The organism is Spongiivirga citrea, assembly GCF_010671565.1.
In the GTDB taxonomy this organism is placed as follows: domain Bacteria; phylum Bacteroidota; class Bacteroidia; order Flavobacteriales; family Flavobacteriaceae; genus Spongiivirga; species Spongiivirga citrea.
On the sequence record NZ_JAABOQ010000002.1, the window covers coordinates 551,731 to 565,650 of the forward strand.

Annotated in this window: 6 protein-coding genes; 5 read left to right on the forward strand and 1 reads right to left on the reverse strand. The window is 36.4% G+C overall.

All coding sequences use genetic code 11. The features are described 5' to 3' along the window. Positions 1 to 5 precede the first annotated feature (5 nt). The 4 genes from GWK10_RS06100 to GWK10_RS06115 all read left to right on the forward strand — a co-directional run bounded on the left by GWK10_RS06100 (position 6) and on the right by GWK10_RS06115 (position 9,927). A complete protein-coding gene (locus GWK10_RS06100) occupies positions 6 to 5,081 on the forward strand; it encodes a DUF6443 domain-containing protein (RefSeq protein ID WP_164030264.1) in 5,076 nt (1,691 codons plus the stop codon). A gap of 1 nt (position 5,082) precedes the next feature. Next, positions 5,083 to 5,502 (forward strand): RDD family protein, encoded by a 420-nt coding sequence (locus GWK10_RS06105; protein ID WP_164030267.1) that lies wholly within the window; start codon positions 5,083 to 5,085, stop codon positions 5,500 to 5,502. Between the two features lie 334 nt (positions 5,503 to 5,836). Continuing rightward, positions 5,837 to 6,439: an REP-associated tyrosine transposase gene (locus GWK10_RS06110; protein WP_164030269.1), complete on the forward strand. Its 603-nt coding sequence runs from the start codon at positions 5,837 to 5,839 to the stop codon at positions 6,437 to 6,439. Positions 6,440 to 6,576: 137 nt separating this feature from the next. After that, entirely contained in the window at positions 6,577 to 9,927 is a 3,351-nt protein-coding gene (locus GWK10_RS06115) for a T9SS type B sorting domain-containing protein (protein ID WP_164030271.1), read from the forward strand. A gap of 350 nt (positions 9,928 to 10,277) precedes the next feature. Here GWK10_RS06115 and GWK10_RS18285 read toward each other — a convergent pair whose 3' ends face one another. Beyond that, positions 10,278 to 10,502: a hypothetical protein gene (locus tag GWK10_RS18285; RefSeq protein ID WP_204263092.1), complete on the reverse strand. Its 225-nt coding sequence runs from the start codon at positions 10,500 to 10,502 to the stop codon at positions 10,278 to 10,280. Between the two features lie 56 nt (positions 10,503 to 10,558). Here GWK10_RS18285 and GWK10_RS06120 point away from each other — a divergent pair, with 56 nt between their 5' ends. After that, positions 10,559 to 13,918, forward strand: a complete 3,360-nt coding sequence (locus GWK10_RS06120; protein ID WP_164030274.1) for an RHS repeat domain-containing protein — start codon at positions 10,559 to 10,561, stop codon at positions 13,916 to 13,918. The last annotated feature ends 2 nt before the right edge of the window (positions 13,919 to 13,920 follow it).

Below are 13,920 nucleotides of genomic sequence, written 5' to 3' on the forward strand. Positions count from 1 at the left end.
AAGACATGTTTTCATTTAAAAAATCTTTATTCGCTGTTCTTATCACGTTGTTAGGAACTAGTGCTCTCTATAGTCAAGTAATTACATCTGATAAAAACTATGTGCATGAGATAACGCCCCAAGTACCAGTTACTATTGGTAATATTAATAATGTTGGTGGTTTTGATGCTCCTGCGACAGAACGCCATATTAACAATGTCACCTATTTCGATGGTCTCGGTCGTCCCATACAACAAATCGGAGTGCAAGCTGCGGGGAGTACTAACAAACCTGTATACGCACCTGGGTGGACTAATGATTGGACTACCGGATCAGGCTCAACCGGATTCTATAATCGTAATGGAAATGTAGCCGAGAATGTACGACAATATGGCTCTGACCCTTTTGGTAACAACTCGATTCTTTGGAAATGTGTCAATGATGCTGCTCGTAATGGAGATGGAGGATGGAATACCGATTATATCCCCATCGATAAAAATGTAAGCTACCGCTATAGCGTTTGGGTTAAGCGTACTCACGGTATAGACGGAAATACCTATCACGGTACTCAAAATGTAAATGACCTTAATGGTAATTTTCAATCTAATCCGTATTTCTGGGTTGGTGCCCCACCAACTTTAGGACAGTGGTATTTAATGGTCGGAGTGATTCATCCTTACAACTATACTGGAGCTGATACAGGAATTAGTGGTGTCTACGACCGTAATGGGAATAAAGTTCTTGACGGAAAAGAATTTAAATGGACAGCTGACAGAACTACATCCAGATTTAGAAGCTATTTCTACTACTCTACTGATGTCAACACCCAACAGTATTTTTGGAATCCTGTACTAGAGCAAGTTGATGGTACCGAACTATCCATCCAGCAAATGGTCAATGGGCCTTCCATCAAAGATGTGGTTACCCATATTGAATATGATCAATATGGAAGACAAACCAAAGAGTATTTACCATATGCCACGGCTAGCAATAGCGGACTGTTTTTAGGTGGTGATCAGGTAGTTCAAACGCGAAGCTACTACCAACAGCACTATCCTGATGATTTTGCTGATTTACCAGATCATAGAGTAAACCCATTCTCTGCAACTGCATTAGAGGCTTCTCCACTAAATCGGGTACAAAAACAAGCAGCACCAGGTAAAGATTGGGCAATGGGTAGCGGACACGAAATTAAATTCGACTATCAAACTAATAGTACTGACGAGGTACGCTTATTTACCGTAAGTCTTGCTAGTGACTACACTCCTACTTTGGTTGATGGTAATAGCTATTATAACCCAGGAGAACTCTCTAAAACCATTACACGAGACGAAAACTATACTAGTGGTCTTGATCATACCACCGAAGAGTTTAAAGACAAACTAGGACGGGTAGTATTAAAACGTACCTATGAAAGTGAAATGCAGCATGATACCTATTATGTTTATGATGACTATGGGAATCTTACTTATGTATTGCCTCCTAAGGTCGATACTACTGATGGAGTCTCTGCCATAGAATTATCGGAGCTATGCTACCAATACCAATATGATGGTAGAAACCGACTAGTAGAAAAGAAAATCCCTGGAAAAGGAGAAGAATACATCATCTATAATAAGCTAGATCAACCTGTGATGACTCAAGATGCCAATCTTCGTGAGCAGGACAAATGGCTAATCACAAAATACGATGTGTTTGGCAGAGTAGCCTTTACCGGTATTCATCATCAACCTGCCGGATTTAGTAGAGAAACCATGCAGAATGATTACGCCAATAACACCAATACATACACCCAATATGTCACTAAAACAACCACACCAACTAATATTGGTGGTGGTATCATTTATTATACCAATACAGCTATACCACATGGTATAGCTGAACTGCTTAGCGTAAACTATTACGATGATTATAATTTTGATCGTGACGGCTTGGATAAACCGAGTTCAGTAAACGAAATAACTACCACGAATAACGTAAAAGGACTCGCCACAGGTTCTAAAGTTCGAGTACTTGGAACCAACAATTGGATCACCACCGTTACCGCTTATGATGAAAAAGGAAGAGCCATTTGGACAGGTAGTAGAAATCGCTACCTAAGTACCATTGATAAAACAGCATCGAAGCTTGATTTTAATGGAAAGGCTCTTGAAGTGGTCAATAACCATATACGAAATGGTGGAGCACCTATTATCACTATTGACCGCTTTACGTATGATCATGCGGGTAGGCTACTAAAACAAACCCAAGAACTTGATGGCAATATTGAACTGATTGCCGAAAATACTTATGACGAATTAGGTCAATTAATACGAAAAGGTGTCGGCGGAGGACATAACAACCACTCTCTTACCATTATAGACGAACTACTAACCCAACAAAATGACGATTTGATAACGACCACAACTACCACCAATTCATGGGGAAATAGTGGATTTGCTACTCTAGAAAGTATCTCGGGCGATGGTTATGTTGAATTTGAAGTAACTGCAACTAATAAATATTTAATGGTTGGCCTATCAGTTGACAATCCGGATGCACACTATAATACAATTAATTTTGCAATTTATCCTAGGTCTGGAGGAGAAGTACGGGTATACGAAAACGGAAGTTATAAAGGTTCATTTGACACCTACGTTATAGGCGATGTTTTAAGGGTAGAAAGGGTCGGCAGTACTATTTACTACAAAAAGAACAACACTACTATTTACACTTCAACAATAAGTTCAACTGCTACCCTTATTGGTGATGTAGCTTTCCACAGCACGGGTAGTTCCATTAAAAACCTAAAAGTTGTCAATTTTTCTTCGCAAAATTTTAAAAGTAGTGCCTTACAAAATGTAGATTATAACTACAATGTACGTGGCTGGTTAAAAGACATTAATGATGTCAATAACCCAGGCAATGACCTCTTTAGTTTTAAAATTGATTACAATACCAGCGCGAATGCATTATTTAACGGTAACATTGCCAAAACTTCGTGGCGTACGGCTAATACCGATAACAGCTTAAAAAGCTACGACTACACCTATGATGCGCTCAATAGAATTAAATCCGGGATCAGTAATAACGTGAACTACGACCTCTCCAACGTTAACTACGACAAAAACGGGAATATCCTAAACCTAAACCGTAAAGGACACCTAAACACAGGTGCGACTTCCTTTGGCGTGATGGATATCCTGAGTTATCAATATGACGATGGCAATAAACTGACCAAAGTCACTGATGCCGGCAATGACAATTACGGATTTAAAGATGGTTCTAACAATGACAACGACTATACCTATGATGCCAATGGTAATATGGAAAAAGACCAAAACAAAGGTATTACTAATATCGTGTATAACTATTTAAGCTTACCAACCAAGGTAACAGTAACTGGCAGTAATGCAGGAGTGATTGAATTTATATACGATGCGACAGGTGCTAAACAACGAAAAGTTGTAAGTTCTGGAACTACTGTTGACTATGCCGCAGGATATATTTATGAAAACGGAAACTTAATACAGTTCTCACAACCAGAAGGATATGTGAAACTTGATGGAAACGGTTATATGTATGTGTATAGTTTTCTTGACCACTTAGGTTCTGTTAGATTGGATTATTCTGATATGAATAATGATGGTACTGTAAACAGTTCTGAAATATTACAAGAGCGAAATACGTATCCCTTTGGACTTGAACACAAAGGATATAATGACCAAATTATTGATGCCGAAAATACTTATCAAACGTATTTAGGTCAGGAAACCAACAAAGAGTTAGGCTTGAATTGGTTAACCTTTAGGCATCGAAACTATATGCCAGAAATAGGCAGATTCTTTGGTGTTGATCCTGTTTCTGCGGATTATGTAAACATATCTACTTATCAATTTGCGCATAACAACCCCGTCTCTAAAATTGAGCTAGAAGGATTAGAAGGATATCAACCAAATGGTTTTGATGTTATAAATGCGCTTCCCTCTGGAGGAGGTACACAAAACCCTGCAGCTCACTTACCATTACCTATTGGCGATGGAACAGGAAAACATGGTAGCGTTGCTAAGGCAAAACCACAAATTAATGCGCAAATAGGAGTGGGGGCAGGAAAAACTATCGGCGCAAACTTTAAACTATTTGGCATTGAAGCGGGAGCAACTTATGACGGAGGTACAACGGAACAAACTTTTAGTACTTTAGATGGCGGAGTTACCTCTCATACGGAAGGATACTCCGTAAATGCTGCGATATTTGGTTATTCCAAAGGAACATCTACCGATTTGAGTGTAGGGGAAAACAAAACAACAAGCAGTTCGACCATGATAGTAACCGAAGAACAAACCTTTTCCACTACCCAAACTAGTTCGGAAGCTTTTTCGTATGCCTTTGGAGAAGCCTCCTTTGATACAACTACTAACGTTGATGTCTCAATTGAAGAATTTTCTACTACTGTAACTAATCATTCATCAAGATTAGTTCATGCCAGTAAAACGTCTTTTAATACTTCCATTTCCGAACCGACATCCGCTAACACTAATTCTACAAGTCATACATTAAATATTTTTGGTTTTGAAGTTAATTTTGGATTAAGAATTAAGGCTGATTTGAGTATTGACATACCTTCAGACTATCGCTCTAAAAAACCATATTTGCATCCAATATGTTTTATTCAAGGAACTAAAATAAGGATGGGTAATGGAACATTAAAAAATATTGAAGATGTAAAGAATGGTGATTATGTAAAGTCTTATAATGAAAAAAACCAGAGGATAGAAAATAAAAAAGTAATTTTAACGGAAATATCCAGTAGTTCTGAGTTTATAGAAATAGAGTTTGAAAATGGGACTAAAAATATTAATACATTAACTCATCCCTATTTTATCAAGAAAAAAGGTTGGAGTTCGTATAATCAGATTGAGGCTATTGACAAATATAAAGTAGCCGTTTCTAAGTTATCAGTTGGAGACATTGCTTATAAATTAGAAAATAATAAGTTAAAAGAGTTGAAAATTATAAGTATTAAAATTTTAAAAAAGAAAGAAAAAACCTATAATCTCTCCAATGTTGAAGACAATCATAATTTCTTTGCAAATGGAGTATTAGTTCATAATAGAAGTTAAAATGGAAGATAACAGTATAGGAAGCGAAATTTTGGTCAAATCGCAAAATTTTAATATCAATGTAAAAAGAGTAATTGCATTTTTCATTGACTTAATAACTTTTGCTGTATTTCCAATTATAATAAACGTATTAGAAGATATTATTGGTAAAAAAATTATCAGTTCAGATGTTCTTTTTTATGCTACAACATTTTTTTATTTATTTAAAGATTTGTTTAATAGTAGTGGTTCTTTTGGCAAAAAGACAATGAATTTAACTATTATCAATTCAAGCAATCAAGGAATTAGCTTTTCTTTAAAGAAAGTTTTGAGAAATATAACCAATTTTATTTGGCCTATTGAAGGAATTTTCATCCTTCTTACTAAACAAAGATTATCTGATAGACTTTTAAATATTGATGTCATAAACAACAATCAATAATGGTAATTTTTGCCTTGGGATTTAGCCAGTTCGATCTGGCTTAGTCAATAAAGCCCAGCTTTAGGTAGATGGTTTGGTATTGATGAACTAGCAGAAAACCCCGCTCTGCGAAGTGTAGCTCTGCGAACGCCCCGCTCTGCAAAGTGTAGCTCTGCGAATGTCTGTGACTTCGCAGCCTTACTAAGTTACAATGAAATTATTAAAATTATATTGCAGTTTGTAACTGGAAGCCAACATTTTATTGAACAGAAATAGCAATTGAGCTACTACATAAAGAAGTGCGAAGTTGTAAACTTCGCACAGCACTACACGAACGTATTTAGTATATTTCAACATGCAAACAGACGGTTACAAAATAAGAGATCAATCAAAACCGCATTTCATCACTTTTACCGTAGTTAACTGGGTAGATATTTTTACCAGAAAAGTATATAAAGATATCGTTATAGAGAATTTGCAGTATTGTATCAATAACAAAGGAATGGTTCTTTATGGATATGTTGTAATGAGTAATCATATTCACTTAATAATTCAAAGTAGTGATGATGATCTATCCGGACTAATACGAGATTTTAAAAAGAATACCGCAAAGAAAATTATAAAACAAATTAATACGGGACCTGAAAGTAGAAGAGAATGGATGCTAAACCAATTTAAAAAGGCTACTGAAAGCCACAATCGCAATCAAGAATATCAATTCTGGAAATATGGTAACCATCCGGAAGAAATATATTCTCAAAAATTTATGTGGTCTAAGTTAGATTATATTCATTTAAATCCAGTTAGGTTGGGCTTAGTCAATAAAGCTTCACACTACATATATTCCAGTGCATCGAATTATGTAAATAATGACGGTGTTATTGATACTACAAAAGTAGATAACGCAATTATTAACACTAATAATGATCAAGATTTTTGGAAAAGTATTGCGTGGTAGTTTAAACGCATTAAATTCTTTTACGGTCCACTATTGCTAGTCTGTAAATGAGAGTAAATACAAAGAGTTTTCCCACTTTATACATTTGACAATCACAACAAATATTCTATATTGCGATATAGGAATGAACTCCTTTTATGACAAAAAAACTACTATACTTTTTTCTTGTTTTAATTTCCTGCCAGTTCATTAACGGGCAACAAGAAACCGCTATTTGGTATTTTGGTGAGTACGCAGGCCTCGATTTTCGTGGTGGAGACCCAGTAGAACTTACAGACAGCGCCATGCGTACTATTGAAGGTACATCTGTCATAGCTACTGCAACAGGCGATTTACGATTTTATACCAACGGTGTTAACATCTGGAACCGTAATCATCAAATAATGCCTAACGGTAGTGGGCTAAAAGGAGACTCTAATTCTACCCAATCTTCATTAGTCGTACAACGCCCAGGATCTACCCAAGAATATTTTTTATTTACCGTAGAAGAATATGCCGGAGCCGATGGGTTTAGCTACTCCGTTGTCGATATGGCTTTAGATGGTGGTTTAGGTGCGGTAACTAGTCAAAAAAACATACAGCTAGCCACTCCAGTAATGGAAAAATTAACGGCTGTAAAACATCGCAACGGTAGGGATGTTTGGGTCATCGTTCATGGTTGGCCAAATACTGATTTTCAAGCGTATTTGGTCACTGACGCTGGAGTAAATACAACGCCAATAATAAGCAATGTTGGCGCAGATATCAGTACACAGTTTAATTTTACGGGCGAATATACATTGGGCTATTTAAAAGCTTCTCCTGATGGTCGTAAACTGGCAATCGCTCATTTTAATACCACCGTAGAGTTACTAGATTTTAACAATGAAACCGGAATTGTTTCAAATCCCATTCGTTTAGATAATCCTACAGATCGCTTTTACGGGGTGATTGGAGGGTTCGAACAACGTAATTTTTATGGTTTAGAATTCTCTGCTTCCGGCGATCGTTTGTATGTCGCAGTACAGCAAACGATTAATAGTCCAAGGGTAGAATCTGCCTTACTGCAATACGATTTAACCGCTGCTGATATTCCTGCCTCAGAAATTGTAATTGACCGCCCTTTATTTTTAATCGGTGCCATACAACTTGCTCCAAATGGTAAAATGTATGTGGCCAATCAATCTCAAAACAGTTTGGGTGTAATTAATAATCCTGAGGCACTAGGTACTGGGTGTAACTATCAAAAAGAAGGTTTTGCGCTTTCAACACGAAGCTTTGCAGGTTTACCACAATTTAATCAGTCCCTTTTTGTAGCAGGAATTTCTGCTGAAAATTTGTGTTTAGCTAGTATAACAGAATTCAAGTTAAATGCCAACCAAATACCCGATGCGGTCGTTTGGAATTTTGATGATCCCGCTTCTGGGGCGAACAATACTTCAACCTTAGAAAATCCAACTCACACATTCTCTGCGCTGGGTACCTATATGGTAACTGCACAAGCTACTATTGGGGGTATTGTTTCTGATTTTTCAAAAGAAATAACGATCAACAGCGTGCCCTCAATAACAAATATTGAAGATTTTGAAATATGCGATAATGATGCCGATGGCTTTGCTGAATTCGATCTGAGCAACTTGGAACAACAGCTAATTAATGGTCAAACAAATGTCAATGTTCGGTATTTTAATGAAGATGATGACGTTATTTCAAGTCCAATTTCGGATTCGTATGTCAATACAATCGCTAATCAACAACAAATTACTGCTAGGGTTGAAAATGTAAATGATGCCGGTTGTTATTCAGAAACTTCATTCAAGTTAATTGTACATCCCAAAGTGGTAGCCAATCCAGTTGCCAACATTGCAGTATGTGACGACAATAACGATGGATTTTTCGCTTTTAACACCGCAACTATTGAGTCAACCATTTTAGATGGGCAAACTGGGTTGGTAGTTACCTATGAAAATGAGAATGGTGACTTATTGCCTAGTCCGTTACCAAATCCATTCACAAATACAATTGCTAACCGGGAAACAATAAAAGTACGAGTCACAAACCCTGTTACCATGTGTGATGATGAAACATCTTTCGCGCTTATTGTAAACCCATCAGCAAAAGCATTTGCGATAACTGATTTACATAGTTGTGATGAAAATAATGATGGTTTTGCAGATTTTAATACATCAACCATCGAACAGGAAGTACTCGGCACACAAACAGGGGTAAAAGTGCGTTATTTTGATGAAAACGGAACGGAGTTGCCAAGCCCTTTACCCAATCCATTTACAAATACCATTGCTAATTTGCAGACTATTCGGGTTCGAGTAGAAAACGAGCTACTACCCACCTGTTTTGAAGAAACGAGTTTTAAATTAATCGTAGACCCCACTCCTACTGCTCATCCTCTCAATGATATTTTGGTATGTGATGATGACAATGACGGTTTTGCCGATTTTGATTTAACTGTAATACAAAATGAAGTTCTTAATGGGCAAACAGGTTTAGAGATTACCGTTTTTGACCAAAATGGCACAGCACTACCTAACCTCTTGCCTAGTATGTATACAAATAAAACTGCAGTTGAAGAGGCATTGAGAGTTAAAGTAACGAATCCGATTACTGAATGCTATGATGAAACCACTGTTAGCCTAAAAGCTATTCCAAAACCAGTGGTCCAAATCATAGACGATTTAGAAAGCTGCGATGATGATAATGATGGATTTACAGTATTTGATACTTCAGCAATAACAAGCACCATATTAGATGGACAACCAGACGTGCATGTTTTCTTTTATGATGGTAATAATACCTTTATCGGCGAGGAGCTTCCAGATGAGTTAATTAACACCGTAGCCTGGGAAGAAACAATAACGGCGAGGTTGGAGCATACGATCTTGTCGACTTGTATGAACGAGATTCAATTTAAACTAATAGTTAAACAAACGGGAATTGCTTATCCGGTTCAGAACATCGAAGAATGCGATGCTGATAATGACGGATTTATCGATTTCTTCGATACTTCTGCAATAGAATCTACGGTACTAAATGGCCAAACCGATGTTTTGGTTTCATATTTTGATGGTGATGGTAATGAATTGCCTAGTCCATTGCCAAATCCTTATACCAATAATAAAGCCAGTGAAGAAACAATTACGATACGCGTTACGAATCCTGAAACTAGCTGTTTTAATGAAACCTCATTCAAATTTATAGCACGTAGTTGTTCTGACGATATTATATTTGACTTTCCTAAATACTTCACTCCAAATGGCGATGGGTATCATGATATCTGGCAAGTGAATGTGCGATATGAAGATGCGATTTCAAGGCTATCTACAATCTCAATTTATGACCGCTATGGAAAATTAATAAAACAAATATCACCACAAAGCAGCGGCTGGGATGGGACATTCTCCGGCTCCGCAGTACCAGCTAGTGATTATTGGTATACTGCGACAATAGATAACCAAAAAGTGATTAGTGGACATTTTGCGCTAAAACGCTAGCCAGTTACTAATTGAAAAGGAGTTGACCAATTCTACGAAATGCGACTTTGAAAAGTCTATTGCCAAAACTATATAGAAACAACTTCGCAACACTATTCAATAAAAAATAGATAAACCTTATAAAAAGCGTATACAGACTATACGCTCAACCAAATATACTATCTGAAGATTAAAGACTATAATTTTATGATTTAGGTATCCTTTTTCATATTTTGAAAAGGAAATTTAGCTATAGAAAGAAAACTATTTATAAGCGTCCTTTAGAAAAAACTTCACTACTCGACCCTCGTAACTAATTTATAATCCAAATGCTGTATGTATATGTTAAACAAAATTTACTACATTTTATGTTAACAACTTACAGCGATTTTTTTCTTTCCTTCGTTTATTTGGTTAACATTTTTTTTATATTTACTTCCTCCTCTAACAATAAATACTACACCTTGTGTAGGAGTATTGAAACTGTTTATAAAGAATATCCTTATTAAGGAAAAGGAATGTCCCAACCATTCTGGAATTTTATAACCAGCCAAATCATAGTTTATTTTAATAATTTCCCATGCATGTGATGCCAATGGCTACGCAATATTGTACTAAAACGAGCTGTATAACTATTTTTTCAAATAACCCTATGAAAAAGTTTTTCTTCTTTTTTCTATTTGTATACAACATTAACTTTTTATTTCCGCAAACTAAGAATGAGCTACCTCAGGTAGTTCCTCCATCACCAACTGTCGCCAATCTTATGAGTTTTGAAGAGGTTCCAATTGATTACTATACTGGCCAACCAGATATAGGTATTCCTATCTACTCAAAATCCATTGGGAACGGTTTAACGGTAAACCTTTCGTTAAAATATCATACATCGGGAATTAAAATTGACAATCGATCTAGTTGGGTAGGAACAGGATGGTCTTTTATTGCTGGTGGTAGTATTTCTAGAACAGTTAGAGGAGTTCCAGACGAATTTCAAAAAGGGCCAGATTCTAGCAAGAAGACAGGGATACTACACAACCCGGATTTTTGGAATTACGATAACTTAAGTCAGCTAGAAAAAGGAAGGTTTAATTGGCGTGTAAACGGAGCAGAACAAGATATTTATGATTCTCAACTCGATTTATACCAATTTAGTTTCTTAGGGTTTTCTGGTCGATTTATAATAGTGAAGAATGGGAATGTCTTAAAGCCTGTGCTACTAACAAAAAACCAGAATGTAAAAATTGAAATTAACTATGAGAGTGCAAGCTATAAGATCAATAGCTTTTTGCTAACTGATCCCAATGGAAATAAATTTGTTTTTGATGTTATAGAAGATACAGAGTCACAACCTTTTTCTGGTTTTATCCCACAAGGATCGGCAGGAGTTGGGACTATTCCAGCAAGCGGTGTTGATGCTATTTACGCGAATCGCTCTGCCTGGCACTTATCTTCAGTGAAGAGTAGTAATAACATCACCCTTGCAACCCTTAACTACAACACTACTCCCTTAATTGAATCGTATACCGCATCGGTCACTCGAACTGAAAACAGAATAACCTCTATAGCAGGAAATATTAATGAAATGCTAGCAAATGCCTATAATACCTCCATTTTAAAACCAAAAGCTTCTGTAAATTTTCTTACTATAACGGCTTTTACTAAAAAACTAACTAGTATAACATTTAAGGACAATACTAGTATCGAGCTTAATTCCACATCTGGGCATCCAGAAACTAATGGGCAGATTTTAAAAGATATCATCATTAAGAATATTAATGGAAGTGAAAATAAGCGATACTCCTTAATTCATGAAAATACCGACAGACTTTGGTTGACTAAAGTAGAAGAAAAAGCAGGGGTAAATGTTTTAAACTATACACTTAACTATAACAGCAAGCATGAATTACCTTCTTTTGATAGCGGTTCTAATGCTTGGGGTTATAATTCCGGTCTCGGAAATTCTAATACTACCTGTAACCAGCAAGTTAATTTTGATCTGAATGCAATAAAAAAAGGACTGTTAACATCTATTACATATCCTACTGGGGGTAAAAAACAATTTGTTTTTGAACACAACACATTTTCATGGGAAGGAAGCACTCCCCTAACAACGGCTGACTTTTTCACTTATAATGCGAATAATGTTGAAAGTAGTTCTCTAATAGATAACTTTAGTATAGACAACAATTCAGGAAACCCGTTATTGCAAAATTTGTCTGTTGATTTTGACCAGAAAGTTACTATTAAAGTTAATTTATCTTCAAGTAATCCAGATGGTCTGTATAGATGCAAACTTGTTTTAACAGATGGTAATGGCTTTGAGTATCGCCAAGATTTAGATGATTCTAACTGCAATGTTGTTTCACTAGAAGCGGGTAATTACTCTTTTGGTGTTCAATTAATTGATCCACTAACATTGGATTCATTTTATGTAACAGGCTCCGCAAGTATTAATTTTAAAACTCAGAAATTAAATTATGCCGAAGAAGCTTTAGGTGGAGGCGTACGCATTAAAGAAGTGTCTTTTTACGACCTTGAAGATCCTTTTACTCCTAAGAAGAAAATAAATTATTTCTATACAGATGCAAATAACCCTAACCGGTCTTCTGGAAGCGCTGATGCAAAACTGGGAAGTCTAAGAAGAAATTATTCAGTAACAACAACTAAATATTTGTTTGGAGGAAGTATTAATATTTCTGGAGGTTTTAGTGCAAGACAAGTCGTCTATGATGTAACTTCTAACGGTAATACTGCTCAATTAACCAATGGGGGCTATATAGGCTATAAAAATGTTATCGTTTCCGAAACGGGCAATGGTAAAAAAGAATTCAGCTATACCAGCCCACGTGATTATCCTTCTCCTTCGGGGACTTTTTATTATCCGTATCCTCCAGCTCCTAATTTAGATTACAAAAGAGGATTGCTTATAGAACAGCGGGTTTATTCCGAGTCAGGAAGAATCCTTTCAAAACAATCAAACGACACTTTTAACTTCGTGGAATCGGTTGAAGGGCCAACATTTAATGTCTATGATCCCGAAAATTGTGAATGGAAGCAGTTTTACAGCATTTATGATATGTATATAAATAATAGCCTTCCTTTGGAAGGCGCGGTTCCGCTATGTGGTCCAAGTTTTCCCTGTATTACTGTTTTTTATAATTGTGGTCAACTCCCTATATATGCTTTAAAGGATAATGTGACTTCGGGTTGGGCGCAGTTAAAATCTTCCACCAGCAAGCAATATTTCTATGATGCCTCTGGCAATCAATCGGTGGTTGAGAAACGTCAGGAGTTTGATTACAATCCGGAGAACTTTCAACAAAGTGTGGTGCGATCCTTTCATAAAGAAAATGGAGTCGATGTGCTTTATAAAACAGAACTGTTCTATCCTGTGGGCGGATATCCTACCTCAGAATTTTCTTCGTCAGAGCAACAGCATATTACCAAAATGCAATCGCTTAATATGATTAATAGTCCGGTCTATACCAAGAGTTATCGCAATACAACGCTATTAAGCAGTGTTCAAAATATTTATAGCGAGCCTGTTAGTAATATGATTAAACTTTCAACAGTAAAGACCAAGAAAAGAAATGATGCTGCGGAAGATCGAGTAGTGTATCATGAGTATGACAGCCATGGTAACCCACTAGAATTATCTAAAAAAGACGGATCGCATGTATCCTACATCTGGGGCCATAATAAAACATTACCTATTGCTAAGATTGAGAATGCATCGTATCAAGAAATTGCAACTGCACTAGGAATTTCAATAAGTACATTAAAAGGCTATAACCAGACCAATCTTCCTACGATTAATACCTTAAGAAGTAGCCTTCCGAAAGCGATGATCTCGACCTATGCATATGATCCTATAAAAGGTATTGTAAGTAGCACGGATACCAGAGGTTACACGATGACCTATTCTTATGATGATTTTAATCGTCTTAAGGAGGTTCGTGATGCTAATAATAAACTAGTTACTGATTACGAATACCACTATAAAAACGAATAACC

What these genes read in the sequence shown, in the direction of transcription:
- GWK10_RS06100 (WP_164030264.1), top strand. Translation starts at nt 6, where the DNA reads ATGTTTTCATTTAAAAAATCTTTATTCGCTGTTCTTATCACGTTGTTA.
- GWK10_RS06105 (WP_164030267.1), top strand. Translation starts at nt 5,083, where the DNA reads ATGGAAGATAACAGTATAGGAAGCGAAATTTTGGTCAAATCGCAAAAT.
- GWK10_RS06110 (WP_164030269.1), top strand. Translation starts at nt 5,837, where the DNA reads ATGCAAACAGACGGTTACAAAATAAGAGATCAATCAAAACCGCATTTC.
- GWK10_RS06115 (WP_164030271.1), top strand. Translation starts at nt 6,577, where the DNA reads ATGACAAAAAAACTACTATACTTTTTTCTTGTTTTAATTTCCTGCCAG.
- GWK10_RS06120 (WP_164030274.1), top strand. Translation starts at nt 10,559, where the DNA reads ATGAAAAAGTTTTTCTTCTTTTTTCTATTTGTATACAACATTAACTTT.